The sequence below is a fragment of the Microvirga aerophila genome (genome assembly GCF_003332305.1).
Lineage (GTDB): Bacteria > Pseudomonadota > Alphaproteobacteria > Rhizobiales > Beijerinckiaceae > Microvirga > Microvirga aerophila.
In genome coordinates, this window is the sequence record NZ_QOIO01000068.1 from 1 (window position 1) to 22,700 (window position 22,700).

The window sequence follows — 22,700 nt, forward strand, 5'->3', positions numbered from 1 at the left end:
ACTGAGCAAAAACAGATCACCCATTCGGAGCCTCCTCGACAGGAGGCTCTGAATCACACCTCAATCTAAATTAATAGGTCCTGGGTCTAGACCACCTGGATCGTTCTCGACTTTCTCATTCAGGAGCGCTTGGACGGCGAGGTATAGGAGTCTCGGCGCTGGAGCTCAGCCGGGAGGAACGCAGTCCAGGCTTCACCGCATGATCATGCGGGGAGCTCGCCGTTCCACCACAACCGCCTGTCGTCCAACGGTTGAGCGCGGTGAGGTCGACAGGCGGCTTGGCGTACGAGCTGCTGGTCGGGCAGCTTTCAGGACTGCCGTTCTCACCTGGTCTTCCGGCAAGCCCATCAGCATCGCGGCGACTTCCGTTTGGCCTCTGACATCATCGGCTAACCCTTGCGCGGCAAAGATCGCCTCGTCGAGAGTCGGTGGCTCGAAGCGAATGCTGGAGCGGGCGCCGCCGTGCTTGTTCCTGACTGTTGGCATCGCTGCTGGTCCCAAGACGATCAACGGATGAGGATGCACGGGTAACCCGTGTCACAAAAGCAGACGCCCGCCATTGGGCGGGCGTGAACCTTAGACAGGTTGACGTATTTACGCGACGGCTGCCTGACGCGCGACACTGGCAATGTGGAAGCGCGAAATGCCCAGATCAGCCAATTCGCGATCGGAGAGCCGCGACAGCTCACGGACGGTTTCCCGGTAGAGCGCGTAGGCACGGATCTTAGACAGGCTGTAGGTAACGAACATGGATTCCCCCAGCAGGTGACCGGCCCCAACGGCCGTAGATCGTTGCTCTTGCGACAAGGCCCATATAGGAGTGGGCGCAGGTGCTGAGGAGCAGCCACCTGGAAGGTCTGTTATGCTTTAGTCGCATAGTGCCCCTGTCGGCGCTGGATCACTCAGCGAGACTGCATCGTGGCCATAGTGAGGTGTCAACCACCCTTGACGAACACCCTGCAATCTGGATTGACTGATGAGCGGCGCACCCTTGTCTGACCTATACCCGCACACCCCAGATGGGCGCTATTTTGTGGTGCGTGGCCGACTTTGGCGGCTGAGTAACCCTCGGCTTGATCCCAAGGTGCGTGAAGTCCATGTCCAAGAGTTGATGGCAGCGCGCCGGGCCATCCGTAGTGCCGAACGTGATGCCGAGGCTTTGGCCAGTGCGCGTGCTCGGGTTGATGCCGCCAAACGTGCCTTGGGCGAACGCGGACCGGTCTGGTGGACCGATGGCGCGCCTGACTATAACCGACGGCTGGTAAGAAATACGCCCTATGCCGAGTGGTTTCGCTTACTCAGTACGAGCATAGATCGTGATCCATAGATGAAGCGCCGCGGGGAATGTAGCGCAATTCAGGGATAGGGCCCCACTGCCCGCAAGACCCGATGTCATCGCCTATTGATCTGCCGGGGGCAGGAACTGCAAACCCATCAAAGCTCGGTTCACCGCAGGCATGTTGAATTACCAACCAGCAATAACGGCACCCTTGAAGCGCTTATCGATGAACTCCTGCACGTTGGGGGACTGGAACGCAGCCACCAACTGCTTGACCCAAGGCTTATCGACATCCTGACGACGCACCACGACCTCGCAGATGTAGCGGGATTGCGGCCCCTCCCTGACAAGCGACTCCAGAGGATTGAGCCCTGCCTGAAGAGCATAGTTCGTGTTGACCGCAGCGGCATGAACGTCATCGAGAGAACGCGCCAGTTGCGCTGCTTCTAGCTCGATGAACTTGATGTTCTTCGGGTTCTCGACAATGTCGACTGGGGTGGCCTTGAAGCCGGCATCGGGGCGCAGCTTGATCAAGCCGGTGGTCTCGAGGAGCAGAAGCGTGCGTGCCTCGTTGCTGGGGTCATTCGGGATGGCGACCGTCGCGCCTGCCGGGATCTCATTCACGGTCTTGTAGCGCTTGGAGTAGAAGGCAATCGGAACCAGAATTGTCTTGCCAACAGGGACAAGGTCATAGCCGCGGGCATCGATCTGGGCCTGCAGGAAAGGTCGGTGCTGATAGGAGTTTGCGTGCAGGTCTCCGGCCGCAAGAGCGGCATTCGGCCCAACGAAGTCGCTGAACTCCACTGGCTCGATAGTAAGCCCTTCGCGAGCTGCATTCGCCTTGGCGACGTCGAGGACCTCCGCGAATGGCCCCGCCGTGACGCCAACCTTGATCGTTTCCGCTTGGGCGCCCGCAAGAGCAAGCAGTGAAAGGCATGAGGCAGCAAGCAAGCGTCGCAGCATGGAAATTCCTCTGGGTTTGAATGCCCCTGCACCGAGAGGTAGGTGCTTTCCAGCAGTTTGATCAGACATTCGTTTGCTGTCAAGGAATCGTTCGTAATAAAGAACAATAGCACCCGCGCGAGAGAGGAAGTCCCACAAAATGCGGTTAAGGTTTGTTTGGGTCGCTATCGAGTTCTGAAGAGTTCTGAGCTTCAACTCTCAGCTGCCGAGCCCGAAAAGGGGTTTGCAGAACCCGGACATGTTCTATAAAAAGGACATAGAGCCAGAGGTGCCAGCCGAGCAGGGGTTCCGATGAAGAAGCAGATCCGCCTCAACGCGTTCGACATGAACTGTGTGGGTCATATCCAGCACGGCCTGTGGACGCACCCGCGCGACCGTTCCACAGCCTACAACACGATCGAGTACTGGCAGCACCTGGCCAGGACTGCCGAACGCGGCCTGTTCGACGGCATCTTCCTGGCCGACATCGTTGGCGTCTACGACGTCTACAAAGGCAGCCCAGCCCCGTCGCTGGAAAATGCCGTCCAAGTGCCTGTGAACGATCCGCTCCTGGTGGTGCCGGTCATGGCCGCGGTGACCAAACACATCGGTTTCGGGGTCACCGCCAATCTCACGTACGAGACGCCATATCTATTCGCCCGCCGCATGTCGACGCTGGATCATCTCACCAGGGGGCGCGTGGGGTGGAACATTGTGACCGGCTATCTCGACAGCGCTGCCCGGGCCATGGGCTTCAAGGGGCAGCGGGAGCACGACGACCGCTATGATGTGGCGGACGAGTTCATGGAAGTGGTGTACAAGCTCTGGGAGGGCAGCTGGGAAGGCGACGCGGTCGTGCGAGACCGCGAGCGGCGTTTATATGCGCGTCCGGACAAGGTGCATCGGATCCAGCACTCGGGTCGTCACTACAACGTGGATGCCATCCATCTGTCAGAACCGTCGCCGCAGCGGACGCCGGTGCTCTATCAGGCGGGCGCCTCTGCTCGTGGCAAGGACTTTGCAGCCAGCCATGCCGAGTGCGTCTTCCTCTATGGCCCCAATAAGGAGCAGACCCGCAAGGCGGTAGAGGATGTGCGGCAACGGGCCGCTAAGTTGGGGCGAGATCCAAACGGCGTACAGCTCTTCCTGGGACGCGCCATCGTGGTCGGGCGCACGCGGAAGGAGGCGGAGGAGAAGTACGAGGAGTACCTCAGCTACGCGAGCGCAGAGGGGGCGCTGGCGCATTTCTCGAGCACGGTCGGCATCGACTTTTCACAGTACGACCTTGATGAGCCGCTCCAGTACCAGAAGACCGACGCGATGGCGTCGATGCTGGAGGCATTCACCCGTGACAGCTCGCAGGTCTGGACGTTACGCAAGATCTTCGACAAGGGTCTGGGGGCGCGCAACCCACCCTTGGTCGGCTCTGCCGAGGAGATCGCTGACGAGCTCCAGTCCTGGGTTGAGGAGACCGGTGTTGACGGCTTCAACATCAGTCGCGTGGTGACGCCGGAGACGCTGGAAGATTTCGTCGACCTTGTCGTGCCCATCCTACAGGAGCGCGGGGTTTACAAGCGGGATTATGCCGAAGGCACCTTGCGTGAGAAGCTGTTCGGCAAGGGGCAGGCACTTCTGCCCGACACTCATCCCGGCGCGTCGTACCGGACGCTAGGGCAGAGCCGGGATGCAGCCGAGTAGCAGCGACTTACGCACCAACGCACGAGTGATCTTGGACGGAATCGAAATGGTTCACGCGATGCGCAAACGACAGACGAAGTACGTCTGTAACTCGCACCTCGCGCTTACGGAGCAGTTCGAGCAGCTCGTTGCATAAGCGCCTACTATCTACTCTGGCATCTCTGCGTCTTGTGCCAGAAAGTGCGACAGAACCGTCTCTAGCGCCGTTCGCCCGCAATTTTGAACTTTGATCCTAAAGTGCCGACATGACATCAACCCCCGTTCGCGGAAAGTTCAGTGACATGAAACCGACTCCTTTTAACAGAAAGCTCTTAGCCACTCTTATCCTCACAGGATTCTGCGCAGTGCAGGCCATGCCGGCTCATGCGCAGGAAGCGCCTGTGCGAGGTGGGACTTTGAACGTCCATATGAACGCCGAACAGCGTGTCGTAAACCCGGCCATCCGGGCATCGGTTGATGTCTATCTCGTCGGAAGTAAGATTGTCGAGTCCCTCGTCGATTTGGATAGCGAGGGAAAGCCGGTCGGTGTCCTGGCCACTGCGTGGAAGAGCTCGGACGACGGCAAAGTCATCACCTTCACCCTGCGTGAGAACGTTCAATGGCACGATGGCAAGCCTTTCACCTCTGCAGACGTGCAGTACACGGCAATGGAGCTTTGGAAGAAGTACCTCAATTATGGTTCGACTCTGCAGCAGAATCTGCAATCAGTCGAAACTCCGGATCCTCATACGGCTGTGTTTAATTATTCAGAGCCGATGCCATTGGACCTGTTGCTGCGGGCGCTGCCAGACCTGGGCTACATCGCCCCTAAGCACATCTATGAAGGCACCAACGTTCTCGAAAACCCAGCAAACATGGAACCCGTTGGCACCGGCCCGTTCAAGTTCGTCAAGTACGAGCGTGGCCAGTACATCATCGCCGAGCGTAATCCTAACTACTGGCGCCAGGGTTTCCCCCATCTGGATCGCATCATTTGGAGAGTCTTGCCGGACAAGGCTGCGGCCGTTGCCGCGCTGGAGTCGGGCGCCCTGGATCTGAGCGCCTACACGTCGTTGGCGTTGGCTGACATCAACCGGTTGCAGGGGAACGAGAATTTCACTGTGTCTACCAAAGGCAACGAAGGCAACGCGGTTCAGAACACGGTGGAGTTTAACTTCCGCCGACCGGAGCTGGCGGATCTGCGTGTTCGCAAAGCTATTGTGCATGCAATCGATGTAGATTTCTTTGTCGACAACATGTTGTACGGCTTCGGTAAGCGGGGCCAGGGTCCTGTTCCGCAATCGTCCGACTTCTTCACACCAGGGGCGCCCGACTTGAAGTACGACGTGGAACTCGCCAACAAGCTTCTTGACGAGGCAGGGTATCCGCGCACCGGATCGACCAAGCAGCGCTTCAAGCTGCGCCTGCTGCCTGCGCCGTGGGGCGAGGATGTAAGCGCGTTTGCAACATTCACCCAGCAATCGCTGGCGGAGGTAGGGATCGGCGTTGACATCGTTCAGCGCGATGCAGCCGGCTTCTTGTCGGACGTCTATAAGGACTGGAACTTCGATATTGCCACCGGGCGCCATCAATATCGCAGTGACCCGGCTGTGAGTACGACGGTTTGGTATCGCTCGGGTGCTCGCAAGGGTGCTCCCTGGACCAACCAATGGGGTTGGCAGAGCAGCGAGATGGACAAGGTGATCGATCTTGCCGCGGTCGAACTGGATCCAGCCGCGCGCAAGCAACGCTATGCCGCGTTCGTGAAGTTGGCCAATAGCGAGATCCCGGTCTGGATGGCAACCGATCGCGAATTCATATCCGTCACCAACAAGAAGCTGCGTAACGATCACAATACACCACGTTGGCCCTCCAGCAGCTGGTATGATCTCTGGCTGGCGAAGAAGTAAAGGCTTGGCCATGAAATTGGACTCGAACCCCTATTCATTCCCGCTGCATGGCGAGTTGACGACGCGCAACACCACCCTGTTGGTCATCGACATGCAGGGTGACTTCTGTGCCGAGGGCGGCTACATGCATCAGTTCGGCTTCGACCTGACGGCCTTGCGTCGACCTATTCCGGTCATTGCCCGCGTCATGGCAGCATGCCGGGCCATCGGGCTTCCCATCATCCACACGCGAGAAACGTTCAAGCCAGACCTGTCGGATGTGCAGCCACATCGCCTCTGGCGGGGAGCCGATGGCAAGGGGGTTGCGGTGGGGGATCATGGCCCCCGGGGGCGCTACCTGGTTGAGGGTGCCGAATGCTGGCAGATCATTCCGGAACTGGCGCCCTTGGAGGATGAGGTCGTGTTCGACAAGCCATCGTACGGCGCATTCGGCTTCACGGGCATCGAACGCCACTTGCGTGACCATGGCATCCAGAACCTCATTCTGACGGGCCTGACAACCGACTGCTGCATCCATACCAACGTGCGAGAGGCCCTGGACCGCGGTTTCGACTGTGTCACCCTAGAGGATGGCACAGGGGCCTGCTTCGAGGCGGTTCATGAAGCGGCCATTCAGCTCCTGATCAAGAAGAGCGGGGTCTTCGGGGCTGTCGCGAATAGCTCAGCTCTGCTGAATACCTTGGGACGTATGTCGTCGTGAATGCAGGCACTCCCGGCTTATGGGCCGGAAGCGCCTGCATTGAGAACTACCTGGGGACTGAGAGATCCTCAGGCCACACGACTGGTGCGCTGGGCTGTCTTCTCCGCCTGAACCGTCATGGTTCGTGTTGCCTCATCGGCAACCTGAACGGTCAGTGAGGCAATGCGTCGGCTGTTGGCGAGGGTCTGCTCCAGATTGTCACGCAGCAGAGAGCTCTGCAGCGCCACAAAGTCTGTCACCGACCGGCAGCGCGCGAGGGCATTCAAGCCCTCAAGGTTCTTCTGCCAGCGCCGCTGGCTCAGCTCGAGCCATTCGCGCGAGACATCCTGCACGCCACGGGCCAGCACCGTGCCGGATTGCGCGACCGCGCGCAGGTTCTCCGAGGCTTGCTCAGCCAGATCCTGCGCATCGCCGGTGGGGAGATTGAACAGCCGCAGGGCCTGGTCGGTCGAGCGGCGGGCCATTTCCGAGGCCGCACCAAAGCTGGTCTGCAGGGTCTCCTGCATGGCCCGGGCCGCCGTCTGGGCACCTTCCGCTCCGGCCCGGACGGTGTTGGTCACGTCATCCGCAACCTGCTGCACCGTCTCGGCCTGCTCACGTGCGCGCCGGGCCTCCGCCCGCTTTGCCTCTTCCATGCTCGCCATCTCGTCCTCCACGTTCTTGGCTACAGCTTCGGCTTCCTCGTCGCTCAAGACCTTGAGCACTGCCGGAAGCAGCTCCTTCTTGTCATCGCGAAGATGCTGCTGGAACACCCGGCGCAGCTCCATCACTTTGCCGAGGAACTCGCCATTGTTCTTCGGCGTGTTCTGCAGCTCTGTCAGGAGCGCATCCGTTTCCTGGTTGTCGCGGACAGCCTCCTGCACGAGGTCCTGCATCCCGTGCTTGCGCAGGACGGGGAAGAGATGCTGCTCCTGGAGGCTCGCCAAGAGCTCCAGCTCCTCTTTCAGGTCGGAGAACAGGCGCTCGCGGGTTTTGACGGCAGTGTCGGACGTGGCAAGGAGCTTCTCAAAGAGCTCGTTGGCCTTATCCGGCGGTGTTTGGCTGTATGTCCCGTTGGTGGTCATGGGTCCTCGCACGCCTTCAAAGAGACGATCTTGCGGTTAGGGCCGGTACGATCTGGGGTGAACCGGGTGATGCCGGAGGCGGCTGGGTCCGGCTGTGTTAACCTGAGTTAATCACGGGTCTGTGACAGTGACAGTCGGGATGCTACGTCGGAACCATACGGAGTGACACCATCTGAGCGGGTTCACGCTCGCAAGCAGTCAAAAGCCAAGCTTGTAGATACCGGACCGAGATGATCATCTTGATGATCCTTCAGAAGCCACCAAAATTGTGCGCCGTTTAGGCCGGGGTTGGCACCTAGAAGGAAGACGAGGGGCGGTCGCCTTGCCAGCAGCAAAGTTCCATAATGTTTGTTCAACGAAATTCGCGACCGCCACATCGCGGCGAAAAACGCCAATCCCGCCTCTGCGGGTGCTTCACAGAACTTTGTAACTTTTCGAAGCGGTTGCAACAGGTAGACAGATCGAGTTTGACCCGCCTCCCACGTCGGGCTTTTGTGAGAATGTTCGTTGCTCAGAACAGCGGTTGGAACTGCATCTAGCACCAAAAAGTGCATTCCTTTCAGCGAGATGCAGCTGCTGTAACTGCTAAGGTTCTATTATATTGACAATTTGTTCTTTATAAAGGATCTTATGTTCTGTTTGATGAACATTGGGCAGAGGTTATGGCTGCAACGGCAGAAATCATTGATTTCAATGAAGTGAGGCGCCAGCGCCAGGGGAGAGCGCAACCCATGGCGCCGATGACCGCCGTTGTGCCCGGGACTTGGGTTGCGGTATGGTTCTTCGTGCCCGTCTGGGTCGGGAATGCCTGGCCCATGCATCGGTAAGACGAGGTGTCGCCGTGAGAGATGCGCCCAAGGATCATCTCCCCGGTGTTATGCACGAAGCCGAGGGCGATCTGGAGAATGAGGCTCACGAGCTTGCCGAGATCGTCAGCAGCAATCTCAAGCGGCTGCGACGCTCGCGTGGCCACTCCCTGGAGCGCCTCGCAAATCTCGCTGGCGTCAGCCGCGCCATGCTAAGCCAGATCGAGCTGGGGCGAAGCGTCCCGACGATTTCGTTGTTGTGGAAGGTGGCGCGGGCGCTTGATGTCCCGTTTTCGGCGCTGACGAGCCCGAGTACGGGCAGCGGCACGGTTGTCATGCGCTCGAAGGCTGCCAAGATCCTCACATCGGCGGACGGGAGTTTCACCTCAAGGGCGTTGTTTCCCTTCGAAGCAGAGCGGCGCGTCGAATTTTACAAGCTCACCCTTGCCGCGCAGTCGCAGGAAGACGCCGTTGCCCATGCGGTGGGCACAATCGAGAACCTTACCGTGGTAGTCGGCGATGTGGAGATCGAGGTAAACGGCTCCGTTTATAGTCTCCACGCGGACGACTCGATCGTTTTCCAAGCCGACGTCCCGCACATCTACCGAAATCCCGGGCACGTGATGGCGATCATGTACCTGGTGATGACCTACGTGGAGACGGTCTGATAGTTCGATCCGCCGTCCCTGGTAGGCGGTGCCGCACCCGGCGGGCGGCACCGCCTCTCGGAGGGTGGTACGTTCAGGCGCTCTTCTTCGTAGGCTTGCTCTGCGCCCCCATGGCCGAGCTCATACCGACGAGCATCATGCCGCCGCACATCATCATGCATGGCATGCCCATCTCCATCATCCTCATCATGTTCTCGCAGCACATCTTGAACATGTCTGCGGACATGCCTTCCATCGGCATCATGGTACAGGTCATGGAACCGTCGGCGGCCATGTCACAGGACATGCGGCACATCATGCCGGGCATCATCCCACCCATCTGCATGGGAGACATCATCCCCGGCATCATGCCACCCATCGGCATCGGGGACATCATGCTCGGCATCATGCCGCCCATCATGGGCATCATGCTACCCATCGGCATTTGAGGCATCATGGGCATCATTCCACCCATCATGGGCATCTGCATCTGAGGCATCATGTTCGGCATCATGCCGCCCATCATTGGCATCATGTTGCCCATCATGGGCATTGCGGCTGAACTGGTCATCTGTCCGTCTCTCATCTGCTTGTCAGAAACTCGCCAGCGTTTCCGCTGCGTCGAAGAAAAGGATGAACCCGGCAGGTTCCCGCAGCAACGCATCCCAACGACGAGGCTGCTTCTTTCCTCCAATTTATTGGAGGTCGGGCCAACAGATCGAACAAACCGTCGTTTTATTGGATGCGCCTCAGCTTTAGTGGACACCCGTGCGGGACACGGAACCAGCCTGCCAAACCCAGGTACGTCCTGATCCTGCCGAAATGCACGCGGGGGGCGATTAAGATCATGCCGCCGTTGGAGGCTCCCGCCGTGGTGCGGGTTGGAGATGCGCGCGCACCCCGGGTGCTGCGCCTTCCTCCCGGGCACCCAGCATCATCTACGTGGCCCAGTTGAGCAGCAGGGAGGTGTAAGCCTGCTGCCACTTTTCCTCAGAGAGGGCGTGGTCCGCCCCTTGGATGACGCGGTAAGTCAGCGAGTGCGCGCCCTTAAGGGCTGCCAAATAGTTCTCGATGGCCGGGTGCGGAATGATGTCATCGTGCTCGGACTCCACGATCAGCACGTCGCCCCGGAACACCGCACAGGCGGCTAAAGCCCGGTTCTCGGCAGGTGTTACCCGCCCACGATGGTAGTCGGCGAGCCCGTATTTCATGGTTCTCTCCGCGGTGGCCAGGCACCGCCGCATAATGGGGTCGGAAGCCTCAGCCTCGCCATGTTTCATACGCGGTCGACCTCATCCTGGGTGTCTGGAAGCGTCGCCGCAACAGTGCCCGCGCGATGGCTGCTGCCTCGTCCCGACAAGGGACATCACTCCGCCGGTCGGCGGATCTCCTGAGCGACAATCTCATGCCGGCAGCTCCTCCTTGTTGGACCCGCGGAAGCCAGTGCTATCGTGCCACATTCTGTGAAGGATCACCGACAGCTTAAGGGCGACCGCCGCCATGGCCTTCTTCCCACCGATCTTCCTAGGGAGCCTTGTGCCCCACGCCTTGATTGGCGACCGGCGCGAGACGCGGTTGAGAATGATGCCTGCCGCCTCAACGAGGTATGTTCGAAGGAGGGGATCGCGGCACTTGGATATCCGACCGCACGCATCCATGCCATCCGTCGATCTTCAATGACGAAACCAATCCTGAGGCTAAGAAGGACTTCTTCGGCGGCGTGAAAGCCAAGCAGCATATCGTCTGTGCCCTGATGCAAGGCCCGGAGGAGCACTACGCCCACTGCGAGGAAATTGCCCGCACAATCTACAAGTCTGTCATTGAGGCGCATCGCTGCACGGTTGAGCAGATCGCTATCCTCGAGCCTGCCCTTTCCGAAACGGTTGCGATCACAATGTGCATCGCACTCCGCGAAGCGACCGAGGAGGCGATCCGGCGTGGGGTGCCGCGCCAAGCGGCCATCGAGTTCATGCTAGGGCATGTGAACATCGGCCTCTCCATCGCCTTCGAGGTCTTCCCAGAAGGCAAGTTCTCGGACGGCGCGTTGCATGCAATTGAGCAGGCGAAGCCGCAGATCTTCCGCGAGGGCTGGCTGGAGCGTGTCTCCGACCCGAAGGCTGTCCTGCAGTCCGTGAAGGACATCTGCAACTGGCGCGGGCGCCGCCGTGCTTGTTACTGACTGTTGGCATCGCTGCTGGTCCCAAGTCGATCAATGGATGAGTTTGCGCGGATAACCCGTCTCGAAAAGCAGACGCCCGCCATTGGGCGGGCGTGAACCTTAGACAGGTTGACGTATTTACGCGACGGCTGCCTGACGCGCGACACTGGCAATGTGGAAGCGCGAGATGCCCAAATCGTCCAACTCGCGATCGGAGAGCTGCGACAGCTCCCGAACCGTTTCCCGATAAAGCGCGTAGGCGCGGATCTTGGACAGAATGTAAGTGACGAACATGGAAAGCCCCTAACAGGTGAGCGGCCACGATGGCCGATGTCCTTTGCTCTTGCAGCAAGGCGGCTATAGGCATGCATGCCGGGGCCGAGGAGCGATGCTTATAGAGAGGTGTTATGCTTTAGGGGCATGCCTGCTTCCGTCCATTGGTTTAGACAACCGCAGATTTTGTTGAGCTTTGACCGGAGCAACGAGCAGGAATAGCAAAGCTACGACCCACGCAGACCGACACGCCATTATAGCCAAGCTTGGGCGAAGCTTGAGCATATTCACCTGCATTTGACAAGATATAACATATCATGTAATATAAAGGGGCTGCGATCGTGCCTGGCTCACCAAGCGAGGCCGTAAGGCTTAGCAGTTTAGCTTGAGCATAGGTACGGCGAAGCTTGTACCGCGTACCACCTCATTGGTCAGCACCCTATGCTGAACCTCACATCAGGGGCCTCCGGGCTCCCTTTGCATTTTAGGAGACAAGTGATGACTTTGATCTCTGATTCAACTTCGAGCACCACGCCTACTTTGCTCGTATTCGAGCGTACCTTAAAGGGCCGCCAGCGCGCGTCGTGGTTCACGGCAGAGGACGCCGACGAGGCCGAGCAGGCGGCCAAGCCCATGGGCTATACTATGCTGCCTGTAACAGACGAGGCAGGCCCGCAGCTCGTCGCGGCCCAGCTGCCCCGCGGCCAGTACACCCGTGACGGTGGTGCCGGTGTTCCCTTTGTTGCCCGCGAGCGTCTCAATCGGGTGCTCAGGGCCATCGCACCTGACTTGGCCGACCCTATCGTGGAAACCAATCATGCTCCTACGGAGAACAAGGTCGTGCGAATACATCCTCGTGCAACGGTACCAGTGTTAATTGACGTGTCGACGAACCCTGCGCCAAGCGCTCCAAGCGACTGGGATGAGATCAAGCCCGGCAGTGTTGTGCTCGCAAGGGATCACCACCAGGAAGCTTGGTATGAGGCGGTTGTACTCAATGTGATCGGTGATGTTTGCCGCCTCAGGTGGCGTGACTATCCCGGCGAACGCATCCAAACCTGCCGACGTAACCAACTTGGCCTTTTGTACCCGAACAGCAGCTCAAAATCAGCAGCATAGCTACGTAGCCGGCTGGGCGATGCTTTCGCCCAGCCTACCTGTTGGCAACGTGCGTCACTGTTCTCGTGACCCTTCTGACAACCCACAGAGTGAATCGCTTCAGCTAGATCTTATCGGAACCGTCAGTCATCTCCCAAGCCAACGCACCCTTATCGTTACTACCAGTCAGCAGGCCATAGCTCTTGATGCTCTCGATGATCCGGCTCAGGGCCTTCACGGCGTCCCCTGCTGAAACATCAGGCCCAAAGACAACGAGTACCCCATCTTGAAGCGCATCAGGCAACTCTGCCAGTGAATGGCTTTGCGATCGTCGCGCATAACGAAGTTGCTCTTCATGGGTCTCACGACCAAGAGCAATTTCATAGTCGCTCACGGTGATGCCTGGATCCATACCTGTAGGATAAGGATAGGCGCAATAGACGAGGCCCGTTCCCATAAAGACGCTGCTGTTCCACCACCTGTCCTCTTTGTTTTCTCTATTCCGTTTGGACTTCAAGGCGCTGGACTGACCCTTTGGTTGCGCACGATTACTGGCAGGATTCATCTTTTGAAGTTTCATGTTGGATCTCCTCATGTTGAGCCAGTGCCCCTGACACCCGGCATCACCGATGTGGGAGAGAGCAAGCTGTCGCGTTCAGCAATGGGACGATAGCTATGCTACCGTTCAGGTTGCCGTAGCTTGACCCGAACCTCGGTCCCATACCTGCGTACGCACTCCTGTGTGCTCTTAAGATACCGATGTTTGCCAACTTGGCGTGTCCGCAAAAGTTTTTTATCGTACTGGAGGATCGCGATCAGAATCCGGTTCACGTCCTCAATCGTGATTTCTCCATTCTCGATGATTTCGCCCCAAGCAGTTGCGCCAAAGCCGATAAGTCCCACCGGGTACTGCGGAGACGATGTGCTGTCGATCACATACAGGAAAATACTTTCGAGCATCTCAACCCAAAAGCCAGAATGCATTCTGTAACGACCGACATCCCTAACCTCCACCAGAATATCAAGGCATATTTCCACGATCCCGCTATTGATCGGACGCTTCGGCTCCGACGCGAGCAAGTCTCTTTCAAGCCAGTCGAGAAGCTGGTCGTGCGTCGTGATTGTCTGCTTGGCTCTCATTTTGGTCTCCATTTGAATTTCTGAAAAATCTCACGCGAGAAGGTTTGCGCGTACGGTGCTCGGCAAGCATTGGCACCGCAGATGCTCATCTGGGAACTGAATTGCGCCACGGCTGCGAAGCCGGATGAGCATTGGTTGGTGGCTAGATTTTACCTAACGCCGCTTCGATGGCTTCCGCTTTCCCGCAGCGGTTTTCGGCTCCAACGGGACCCGGATCCTGACGCCTCGGCGTTCCGCAAATCGGCGGGTGCTCACAACGGTGCATTTGCCCGTTTCTGGACCTACGCGCACCCGCCACCCTTTGCTGTCTAGTGCTGCGAGCATCAGCTCGATTAGGCGGCGAGTCGTCAAAACCCGAGCTGGATCAAAAGGATCTTCGGCGGCGAGAGAGCGAGCAAAGGTAACCAGCTTTTTCGCCGCAGGTATTCGGGCTGCGCCTCTGCCAAAGCATCACAAGCATGTCTGATAGGTATAGAGGGCCTCCCATATGACCGCCCCAGATCATCCCGTGGCAAATTCCCCCAATCCGCAGCAAAAAGCTTGGATCCACGGTTTGCTGTGGTTTCGACTCATCAAGTTCCTGAAACAAAAATTCGACGAGTTCTGACTCGCTTGCGATCGTATCCATGACGGCATCTCCAATGCTGATGTGGGGGCGCGCATTCGCGTCCGGCGAGCCTGCAGTCTCGCGTGGCACGCGTCCAACGATGCCCTGCTGAACCAGCGTTGGTCCGCCACAGTAGCTTCACCAAACTCGATTTCAGCGCTTTCGGGTTGGGACGGTGCGCCCCTGCAGCTGATTCGATATGCGCTCTTTTGAGCGACGCGGATCGGGAGCACCTGGCGAGCCGCCCCCAAAACGCAGGTGTCAGGAACCGCATTCGGGTGGAAGAGAAGGTGCCTGAGCCCAGATCCTGAGCCATTCATCACCGTGCCTGATACGAACTCTCAACCCAAACTGCTTCTCAAAAGCGAGACGGCTCCTGAGGACAACCGCGTCTTTTAAGTTTTTCTCGCGAAATTGATGACCAAGTCGCGCTGCCCCAATGGCCATGCAAACGGCTAGCTCCTTCTCTAGATCTCCAATCGTCAGGTGTGCATGGAGCCGGCCAGCCCAATCCATCAGCATTGCGCTATATGGACGTGTCGGGCAGCTGCTCGTCATCGACGCAAAACTCTCCGCCTGCAGGACCGGGTTGCCCCACATCTGGAACATCGGCACGTCGTCATCGGGATTATTTAGAAACTCCCGGACAAGCCTTTCAGCACATGCGACGAGCGCGATTGGATAAGGGCACTCTGTGCCGCGGCGCATGTACCGGACCAGCCATTTGAGAAGCTCTTTGTCTGTTTTGATTAGTTCCAAAGCAATTTCTTCTGTGCCGGTGTCCTCGGAAGACGCAATCAGATTGCGCTTGAGGGCACCCTCGACGGCAGCCCGCATTCGTGCCACCACCGTCTGTGGTCCGTAAAAGGATAGTTCGGCCTGTGTTGGTGACCATCGAAGTCCGGCATCCTTCTCAACGGCGAGCGTCCAGCATCCACTCAACTGGTGTTGCCACAAGCCAGATAGGCCAGCTTGTTTGGCAATCTCTTTTGCCGCATCGAACGAATACTTTAAGCGTGTCATGTGTGTCTCCTAGGTACTGAAAGGCAGCAAAGCACCCACGCCGTTGTCCATGTGCCGAGGCACGTTGGCTTCTGGAACCAAGCGTTCGTTAAGGAAATGGACGAGAGCGCGGGGTGCCGCTGCCCGCCGTCACTTTACCAAGGTGGCAAATTGGCTCTGAAGCAGCAGTTTGCGGCATGTAACGGGTGTATGGAGGCACAGTGAGGGGTGCGCCTGAGGCAGCATTCCAAATCGCCTGATAACCTTGCGATGATGATACGGCACGAGCCGGTTCAGCGCCGAATTTCAAATTCTGGTGCATCATTACGGGGCGATTCATCTAGCAGGCGATGTGCCCAGAGATTTGCTGAGGGGCGCACGATTACCAAAGGCTCTGACGGATCAAGCTATGCCGATGGCTTGAGATCTTTTCGTGTGCCATAGCGGCATTACCGTGAACCGCCTTTCACTTTCGGATGGCTTTGCCTCCGCTACTACGGCGAACAAACGGCCCATAGCATTGATGGAAGCGCAGAGGCTCCAGAGCCTTCCAACGAATCGCTGTCAAGAGAGCTTTTCCTTCGCCTCCGGCGAGCATCAGGTGATCAAGGTAGCGGTTGCGCAGGAAACGAAATGCCCGAACCTGATCAACCGGACGTAAGGCGCGGCTCTTTTGGCGGTAGCGACCATTCAGTTGCAGCATAATCTCACCTGTTTCGGGGTCGACGACTTCATCCTTGCTGGACCACACACGATATTCCTGTGGTGATTTGAGAAGGTACAGGACCTTGCCGATAAAGTGATCGCACGGGATTTGCCGATAATCTGCGGGGCAAAGGGTCGGGATTAGACTCTCGTGATTGTTGTTAATTTCATCCACTAAAGCCTTCAACGAAGCCCGGTTCGTTCTCCAAACAAACAGGTGAACGTGCCACAAGACGGTTTTGTCCTTACTTCCGGGTTTCATGCTCCAGTTGGAATACAGGGCGGCTTCAGTCATCCCAATGTAGGAGTAGCCCTGCATCACTTCGCGAATCCATGCCTGTAGGGGCCGCAAGTCATAATCTGCAGACTCGCTCAGGGAGCAGCAGAGCTGCCTTGGGGTGAGAGTCAGGTGATAGACAGTACGAACAGCACGTGGTGCAGCAACAGTGATCCCAAAGAAGGGTGCTAAAACATCAAGGAAGGCTCTGGCGAAAGCCACGCGAGCTTTGGCGTTGTTGGCAAAAAGGTGCGGAAACCCGTTTACAAGCTCCTGCTGGTAGCTTGATCGATGATGTCCAAGGTGCTGAAGCTTTTGTTTGAGGGTGTTACCTGCTTCTAGCTCTCTCGTTTGGAACTCCCGAAACTCTGGATAACGCATGATAGGGGGCTCATTCTCGGTATTGATGAGGGGAGGGGGTAAAAGTGGAAAATGACGTAAATTCGAGGTGTTTCCAGGGTTTGATGATGGGAATAGGGAGTATGGGGGAATATTTTGTATTTCAACGTCGAACGTTGCGCACATTGTGGTGCGTGGAACTCTAGTGAGCTGCTTTTGGTACCAACGCATTGGAAATTGGTTGGGGAGGGACGCTGTCTGCAAATACGCAGCAGACAGCGAGACCCTAGACTGTAGGCTACCTCAGACAAATCCCCAATCGGGGGCCTCAAGCATGACCTTTAGCCCAGATTCCTGCCGAAAGCGTTTGGTGCCTTTGATCCAGTTCTTACCTCTCCTGCGAACCTGTCTGAAGTAGTCAGGCTTGAGCTGAAGAAACCCTATAAGTTCTTCGCAGATTTCGGGAACTTCAAGGCATTCGACGTTCAGAAATGTAGCTTCCCAAATCCGACCAACAAACTCCATGCCAGCGGAGCTGAATTCGCGGGTCTCTTCGGAATGGGTACTCATTTTCAAAGCTTGTCCGAGAATTGATCCGAGCGTCAAATCATAATCCTCTGGATGGGGGCTCAAGCCGGAAGGGCACTCGTCGAGAATCAGCTCGGCAAAGTCCACTAATGGCTTGATGTACCGCTCCTTGGGGCCAGTGAAACAAAGCTTTTGAACAAGCCAAACACAAAGCTCTTCATAGGACGCTGTTTCTGAACCACGGGGCACTTCCGGCTTCGACTTAGCCATCACATAAAAGATGCTGTCGTTTCGCATTGCAGTTCTCCGTTGCTATCATTCAGGCGTTTGACCTGCGGCAACCCCGCGGCTGGCGGATGTGCCAGCGTGCTATACGGGGGCATCGTTTATTTACCGAAGGCGAATGGATGCGCCTGAGGGGGCTCCAGAGCCCGAGATGACTCAAATGAAGGGAAGTGCACCAGAGGCCGGAGCCACGTATGCTGCCTAAAGCATCTTGCATCCGATCTTGATTGACCCAACTATGGAACCTGAGGTTCGTATTCGACGTGGCGCGAGCATCCTCAGGCGGCGCTTAAACATCGGCTAACAAGGCAATCGAGATGCCTGCGCGCCGCAGCTGCACCATCGAACCAAACCGTGCCGCGAGTGTTGGACCAGTTCAGTCCAGCTCCATCCTCGCTACGGTAGCGCCATATACCGTTTGGCCTCTCCTTTAGCGCACTGGGTCGAGAGCTGCGTTGAGACTGCATGTGGGCGTGGGGATCTGTTTGCGAAACCGCGTGAGGTGATGCAGGCTTCTAGTGATTGCGTTCTATCGGAGCCTGAACATGAATGATGCGAATGGGCCTCCCGCCAGGAAGAGAAAAGCCGCTAGCAGACCAGCAAGAGACCGCGAAAGCGCAGAGGAATGGAACTGGCGACCTTCAACATTTCCCATAGAAGCCATTCTAGGCAAGCCGATTCACATCTTCAGTCCGGAGGTATTAGACCAGATCGAGAAAGAGTTTGGTCTCGGTGGAGAACAACTCGATACAGAGCTGAAGGAGGTAGCGGTAAAGTATTACCATTATAAAAATCTACACGACGTTCCGAGGCCGAGATTTATCAACCGCCAAGCGGGCAGGGTGAAAACAGCCTCGGAAGGCCTGCAACGCGTACTAGCGGACCTGCCTCCGTTTTTTGAGCGCCTGTTGGATGAGGAGCTGGGCGAAAGGACAAAGGTCAGGCTCAAGGGCGCAGTTCGTGGTGGTAGGCGCCCCTCTCTCGACGAGATCCTTACTGTCCTGATCGACTACTGCGAGTCGTTCGAGCAGCTACTGCGACCAGGAGCTCCGCCAAAGGGCTATCTCGTCAAGACCGCCAAGAGCCTCGTTGACGCGTGGGAGGAACTGTCCGGGGATTTCAAGGGGAGTTACAACTGCGCTCCGCACAAAGGGGTTCAGCGGTTCAGCGCCAGTGCCCCTCTCTTCGCGCAGTTCGTCCTCCAAGATCTGGACCCGACACTGACCACAAAACAGATTGAACGCGCGATCCGAGAGGCCCGTACCGAAGAAAAAGATGCGGGAATTCCCTACACCCAGGATGACCTTTTCTAGCAGCGGATGGGTTCTAGGCACCTCCTCCGTTCGTTGACATATTCAGCTTCCTGAAGGGGATCATGATCCCCTTCAGGAAGATATGAATAGTTCCAGGCGGCACTTCGTGGCCGCAGCAATGGAGGCCCCTAGTGATGAAATTGAACAATCTGCCGCCGGCAGGCTTCTTGCGCTTGCTCACGGTTCTCGGCCGGTTTCCTGTTAGCCGCTCATAGGCTCTAACTCGATGAAAAGAGGTGTAAGGCCATGCATTCAGGCATGGAAACGTCCTTGGTAAAGTAACTGCCGAGCCCAACTACAACTCACGCACACAGCAACACCGGCAGTACCGCGCTCTCGGCGAGGGCTCCCGCCTACTTCGGAGAAGCGAAATGACCATCCCTGTAACTCCTTACCGGAGTAACTGGCCCTACTTGGGCGAACTTAACGCTAGCATCCGCCAGCATAACCGCAACGCTCCACATTACATCATTTGCCACCCGCTTAGTCAGCTTCACCTCCTTGGTACGACTGAAGGGGAGGCCGTGAGCCGATTCAGAGCTGACATTCAGGTTCCGCGATGAGTTGGTCGACAAGCGGCAAACTACGGCGCCCAATACCGAATATTTTAGACCCTTTTTCGCCAGCATGCATCTAATCGGTTCGCCGCCAATAACTTCTCATGCCCAGAGAACGCCAATGTTAAAACGCACACGCGATTACTCGCAATGGCCGGACGTAACCGCGCTAACGCGGGAGGCACTCCAGAACGAAAATCTCTTTGAAGACAGTGGTCCACAATGGTTCATAGGAAAAGCTCAACGTCCTGCCCAGACCGCCGGCCAAGCTCAGGGCGAGCGAGAGAAGATCATCAAACGTGTCCGACGTGACGCCCCAGACGATCTAGCAGCCCAAGCCATCGCTGATCGCCTCGACAGTTGTATGCCAGATCAGCGTTGTATGAGCGGAGGCTGCACAGAATGTGGTCGTGCATACGCCAGGTGGTTTGTCGCATCCACGGTTGCCCTCCTGGGAGATATGGAATGAGTACCTCCATCCTTTCCCTCGTCCATGCCGGCCACAGCATTCCGGTTGGGCAGCTCACCCCCGAGCACATCCATACAGCAAAAAAGAAAATTCAAACGATCCTGTCAAAAGCGGGAATCACGACCTTCATCGGCGGTATTGATTTAAGCGCGAACGAGGATGAGAACGGTGCCTTCGAGCCCTACTACCAAATCCAATCGTGGATCTCTGCTCCGACGGAACAAATTAGACACGCAGAACGTCAGCTGCGTAAGCTCTTTCCACGGTCTGAGTACACCCCACGTCCAGTAAAAATCCTACCATGGGACGGTAACCCTGCAGCCATCGTGTACACCCTGAAAAGCACCTTTGTCCGACGGGTGTCGTACGATCGTGCAGCGAGCGATGACGGCTCACGCCATGCCTGCCGCAACACCCGTGATCGCCCACTCCGAGTTGAACAGGAAATAGAGCTAATGATCGCATTGGATCGAGCGGGCCTGCATTCACGCCTACTCCTGGGGGGCTGCAGGGTGGTGCGTACGGTGAACGGCCCAATGATCCGCCCGATCACCACACGCCAGCATGGCAACAGCAATCAGTGAAAACCAAGGAATGGCTCAAAGACGACGTCTGCAGCCCTCCTAGACGCCTGAAAAGGGGAAAAGAGAGGGAAAAGTGATGTGAACTGCAGTGCCCACGTTACATCGGCCCCAGCCCCATAGCAACACGCGCAATTGAGGTGAGCCGTGAGCCGTCAGCCCAGTGCCGAAGGTTACGATGGCTCACGGCTCACACAACACCGCAACATATTCAGGAGAATGTCATGACTACCCACTCGACGTCAGATCCAGGGCCGCACATCAAGGTTCGTGAGCACGGTCTCTACATCAAGGAGAATGGCCGGTCCCGCCGTCTTTGTGACCGGATCGTGCCCTATGTCGAGATTGAGAACGAGGTCCTTGGCAAGCACCAGATCGAGTTTCGATTCACCACAGCACACGGCAAGCGTACGGTCACTCTTGACCGAGCAGATGCTGCCAAGCCCGGTAAGCTGGCTGATGCCTTGCTGAATGCTAGCTACGATCTCCCACTCGGCCCTGATCAGCGGGTTGTGCTTCAGTGGCTCACGAGCACGAAACCACGCCGGTTCATCCGCGTCGTCCGCTCAACCGGCTGGCGGTCGAACTTCTCCGTCTTCGTAACACCCACCAGCGTGATCGGGAAACATCGGCTCCCAACGCGCCTCGCTGACCCAAAGGCGCCTCACCTTGCCAAGTGCAAGCAGGGAGGGACCTTCGCTGGATGGCAAACCGAGGTAGCCGGTCCTGCGGGTGCGCTGTCCTCCCGGTTCATCCTCATGATCAGCGCCGCCTTTGCAGCGCCCTTGGTCCCGATTATGCGGCAGCTATCGCAGGGTCTTCACCTCTACGGCGACCCCGGAACAGCGAAGACCACGGCCTTTATTGTCGCTGGATCAACGTATGGGATGTCAGCCGAGAAGGACGTGATCAAGCTTGGATCCACCGAGATTGGTCTCGAAGACCTCGCTGTTGGTCATAACGCGGTCCTGATGATGCTTGATGAACTGGGCGTCTTGGAGGGCGGCCTGAAGGAGCTTGCCGAGCAGCTGCGGCGGCTCGCCTACAAGCTCCCAAGCGGGTCCGGCAAGCGGAAGAGCCAGGTCTATATGCGGCAGCACAATCTGCAGCACCCAGACTGGGACACCCTCTTCGCCACGGGCGGAGAATACGCACTTGACGAGTTGATGGCGCGGGCGGGCAGAAAGCGCAGTGCCGGAGAGACGAGTCGATTTGTAGACATGCCGGGGGCGCGCAAGGACTCGCTTGGCCTGATTGATTACCTACCCAAAGAGATTGATGGACCGCCTAAAAAGTGGGCCGCCGATCAGATCGGCGCACTGAAAAAGGCATGTGAGCGGCACCATGGCCATGCCTTCCCAGCCTTTGTCGAAGGGGTGATCGCGCATCGAAAGGTGATCCGGGCGCGGCTTGAGGAGCTGATGGCCCAGTTTCGTCGGACAGCCAAGATCGAGCACGTGTCCGGAGCTGACAAGCGTCGAGCTGACCTCTTCGCCTTGATCTATGCAGCAGGCCAACTTGCGGTCGAATGGAAGATCGTCCCCTGGACCCCTAAACAGGTGGGTCGCGCGATCCGTCGGTGCTACCAGGACGCCTGCGAGCCACAGCCCAGTCCGCTCCTGGAGGAAGGACTCCAGATCGTGCGGGAGCGCCTTGCCAGCTCTGTTGTGATTGACCTGCGCCATCGCAAGCCCACCTCCCTTGAGGAGGTCGAGGCAGCCGACGGCGTTATTCGGACCTGGCGCGACGGACCAGTTGAGGCATGTGTCAAATCGGAACGGTTTCGCGAGTGGTTCAAATCACCAGCGCAGCAGCAGCTGGTGGTCGCTCATCTCGCGCAAGCGAAGGCCCTCAACATCAACGAGGAGCGGGGACTGCCGACACGTCAGTGTCGGCTGCCGCTCCTAAAAGAGAAGCCGAGCTGCTATGTGCTTTGGATGGATGCTTTTGAAAAGCAGATGACGAGCGTGGTTTGACTGGCGGAGTAATTTGAGCGGGTGTAGGATTTAGCGCCTGCACCCGCGCTGCCAAGAAGACGCATGACCTTCCCAGAGCACTTGCATATTCCAGCAAGGATGGCCTTCTCGATTGTATCACATTGCGGGCACAGGATCACAAGCAGGAGTGGATGCATGGTCGGGAGCCACTGTCTCCTGCGTCGCGTCGGCTGCTGATGAACCTGTTCGACGATTTAACCAAGCCTGAGCTGTGCATCTCTGCTGGTTTAGGCGCTCAAGTCCTTCGTCAAGCAAAACAGCTTGCAAGGGCTAAGTAGGTCGCCAAAAGTTCTGCAACAGCTTTCTGAGCCAGAAGTGTTTGGAGGCCATGCCGGCCTTACGAAAC

At 57.5% G+C, this 22,700-nt stretch carries 23 protein-coding genes; 10 read left to right on the forward strand and 13 right to left on the reverse strand.

Annotated features, from left to right (window positions below; all coding sequences use genetic code 11):
* Nucleotides 1–192: 192 nt before the first annotated feature.
* Nucleotides 193–486 carry a hypothetical protein gene (locus DRB19_RS25280; protein WP_114188785.1) on the reverse strand — a complete coding sequence of 98 codons (294 nt, stop codon included), beginning with the start codon at nt 484–486 and terminating at the stop codon, nt 193–195.
* Between the two features lie 108 nt (nt 487–594).
* Nucleotides 595–750, reverse strand: coding sequence for a DUF1127 domain-containing protein (locus DRB19_RS25285; RefSeq protein ID WP_114188786.1), 156 nt, complete (start codon nt 748–750; stop codon nt 595–597).
* A 226-nt stretch (nt 751–976) separates the two neighbouring features.
* Here DRB19_RS25285 and DRB19_RS31315 point away from each other — a divergent pair, with 226 nt between their 5' ends.
* Nucleotides 977–1,327, forward strand: a complete 351-nt coding sequence (locus DRB19_RS31315; protein WP_114188787.1) for a hypothetical protein — start codon at nt 977–979, stop codon at nt 1,325–1,327.
* A 138-nt stretch (nt 1,328–1,465) separates the two neighbouring features.
* Here the strand turns inward: DRB19_RS31315 and DRB19_RS25295 are convergent, their stop codons facing one another.
* The gene (locus tag DRB19_RS25295; RefSeq protein WP_210207536.1) at nt 1,466–2,239 is read right to left on the reverse strand and encodes a MetQ/NlpA family ABC transporter substrate-binding protein; all 774 of its coding nucleotides are present in this window, start codon (nt 2,237–2,239) and stop codon (nt 1,466–1,468) included.
* 294 nt (nt 2,240–2,533) lie between these two features.
* On the opposite strand from DRB19_RS25295, the gene DRB19_RS25300 reads away from it, so the two are divergent.
* The 3 genes from DRB19_RS25300 (at nt 2,534) to DRB19_RS25310 (ending at nt 6,508) form a co-directional block, all read left to right on the forward strand.
* On the forward strand, nt 2,534–3,919 hold the full coding sequence (locus tag DRB19_RS25300; protein WP_114188789.1) for an LLM class flavin-dependent oxidoreductase: 1,386 nt from the start codon (nt 2,534–2,536) through the stop codon (nt 3,917–3,919).
* A 353-nt stretch (nt 3,920–4,272) separates the two neighbouring features.
* Nucleotides 4,273–5,808: an ABC transporter substrate-binding protein gene (locus DRB19_RS25305; RefSeq protein WP_373867452.1), complete on the forward strand. Its 1,536-nt coding sequence runs from the start codon at nt 4,273–4,275 to the stop codon at nt 5,806–5,808.
* 10 nt (nt 5,809–5,818) lie between these two features.
* A complete protein-coding gene (locus DRB19_RS25310) occupies nt 5,819–6,508 on the forward strand; it encodes a cysteine hydrolase family protein (RefSeq protein ID WP_114188791.1) in 690 nt (229 codons plus the stop codon).
* Nucleotides 6,509–6,576: 68 nt separating this feature from the next.
* On the opposite strand, the gene DRB19_RS25315 is transcribed toward DRB19_RS25310, so the two are convergent.
* A complete protein-coding gene (locus tag DRB19_RS25315) occupies nt 6,577–7,572 on the reverse strand; it encodes a phasin family protein (protein WP_114188792.1) in 996 nt (331 codons plus the stop codon).
* A gap of 841 nt (nt 7,573–8,413) precedes the next feature.
* Here DRB19_RS25315 and DRB19_RS25320 point away from each other — a divergent pair.
* Nucleotides 8,414–9,046: a helix-turn-helix domain-containing protein gene (locus DRB19_RS25320; RefSeq protein WP_245439830.1), complete on the forward strand. Its 633-nt coding sequence runs from the start codon at nt 8,414–8,416 to the stop codon at nt 9,044–9,046.
* 73 nt (nt 9,047–9,119) lie between these two features.
* Here the strand turns inward: DRB19_RS25320 and DRB19_RS30255 are convergent, their stop codons facing one another.
* The gene (locus DRB19_RS30255) at nt 9,120–9,596 is read right to left on the reverse strand and encodes a hypothetical protein (RefSeq protein ID WP_162815859.1); all 477 of its coding nucleotides are present in this window, start codon (nt 9,594–9,596) and stop codon (nt 9,120–9,122) included.
* A 367-nt stretch (nt 9,597–9,963) separates the two neighbouring features.
* Complete coding sequence (locus tag DRB19_RS25330) at nt 9,964–10,236, reverse strand: alpha/beta fold hydrolase (RefSeq protein ID WP_210207535.1); 273 nt, start codon at nt 10,234–10,236, stop codon at nt 9,964–9,966.
* Between the two features lie 395 nt (nt 10,237–10,631).
* Here DRB19_RS25330 and DRB19_RS25340 point away from each other — a divergent pair, with 395 nt between their 5' ends.
* A complete protein-coding gene (locus DRB19_RS25340; RefSeq protein ID WP_245439831.1) occupies nt 10,632–11,204 on the forward strand; it encodes a phosphogluconate dehydrogenase C-terminal domain-containing protein in 573 nt (190 codons plus the stop codon).
* 117 nt (nt 11,205–11,321) lie between these two features.
* On the opposite strand, the gene DRB19_RS25345 is transcribed toward DRB19_RS25340, so the two are convergent.
* A complete protein-coding gene (locus DRB19_RS25345) occupies nt 11,322–11,477 on the reverse strand; it encodes a DUF1127 domain-containing protein (RefSeq protein WP_114188795.1) in 156 nt (51 codons plus the stop codon).
* 477 nt (nt 11,478–11,954) lie between these two features.
* On the opposite strand from DRB19_RS25345, the gene DRB19_RS25350 reads away from it, so the two are divergent.
* Nucleotides 11,955–12,575 (forward strand): hypothetical protein, encoded by a 621-nt coding sequence (locus tag DRB19_RS25350; protein ID WP_114188796.1) that lies wholly within the window; start codon nt 11,955–11,957, stop codon nt 12,573–12,575.
* Nucleotides 12,576–12,678: 103 nt separating this feature from the next.
* Here the strand turns inward: DRB19_RS25350 and DRB19_RS30260 are convergent, their stop codons facing one another.
* The 6 genes from DRB19_RS30260 to DRB19_RS25375 all read right to left on the reverse strand — a co-directional run bounded on the left by DRB19_RS30260 (nt 12,679) and on the right by DRB19_RS25375 (nt 17,449).
* Nucleotides 12,679–13,134 carry a hypothetical protein gene (locus DRB19_RS30260; RefSeq protein WP_147022660.1) on the reverse strand — a complete coding sequence of 152 codons (456 nt, stop codon included), beginning with the start codon at nt 13,132–13,134 and terminating at the stop codon, nt 12,679–12,681.
* Between the two features lie 98 nt (nt 13,135–13,232).
* Nucleotides 13,233–13,694, reverse strand: coding sequence for a hypothetical protein (locus DRB19_RS25355; protein WP_147022658.1), 462 nt, complete (start codon nt 13,692–13,694; stop codon nt 13,233–13,235).
* A gap of 364 nt (nt 13,695–14,058) precedes the next feature.
* Complete coding sequence (locus tag DRB19_RS25360) at nt 14,059–14,322, reverse strand: hypothetical protein (protein ID WP_114188798.1); 264 nt, start codon at nt 14,320–14,322, stop codon at nt 14,059–14,061.
* 240 nt (nt 14,323–14,562) lie between these two features.
* Entirely contained in the window at nt 14,563–15,324 is a 762-nt protein-coding gene (locus DRB19_RS25365; RefSeq protein ID WP_114188799.1) for a hypothetical protein, read from the reverse strand.
* Between the two features lie 445 nt (nt 15,325–15,769).
* A complete protein-coding gene (locus tag DRB19_RS25370; protein ID WP_114188800.1) occupies nt 15,770–16,666 on the reverse strand; it encodes a hypothetical protein in 897 nt (298 codons plus the stop codon).
* 261 nt (nt 16,667–16,927) lie between these two features.
* The gene (locus tag DRB19_RS25375) at nt 16,928–17,449 is read right to left on the reverse strand and encodes a hypothetical protein (RefSeq protein WP_114188801.1); all 522 of its coding nucleotides are present in this window, start codon (nt 17,447–17,449) and stop codon (nt 16,928–16,930) included.
* Between the two features lie 533 nt (nt 17,450–17,982).
* Here DRB19_RS25375 and DRB19_RS25380 point away from each other — a divergent pair.
* The 3 genes from DRB19_RS25380 (at nt 17,983) to DRB19_RS25390 (ending at nt 22,333) form a co-directional block, all read left to right on the forward strand.
* Nucleotides 17,983–18,750 (forward strand): hypothetical protein, encoded by a 768-nt coding sequence (locus tag DRB19_RS25380; RefSeq protein WP_147022656.1) that lies wholly within the window; start codon nt 17,983–17,985, stop codon nt 18,748–18,750.
* 1,022 nt (nt 18,751–19,772) lie between these two features.
* Entirely contained in the window at nt 19,773–20,360 is a 588-nt protein-coding gene (locus DRB19_RS25385; protein ID WP_114188803.1) for a hypothetical protein, read from the forward strand.
* 221 nt (nt 20,361–20,581) lie between these two features.
* The gene (locus DRB19_RS25390; protein ID WP_114188804.1) at nt 20,582–22,333 is read left to right on the forward strand and encodes a DUF927 domain-containing protein; all 1,752 of its coding nucleotides are present in this window, start codon (nt 20,582–20,584) and stop codon (nt 22,331–22,333) included.
* The last annotated feature ends 367 nt before the right edge of the window (nt 22,334–22,700 follow it).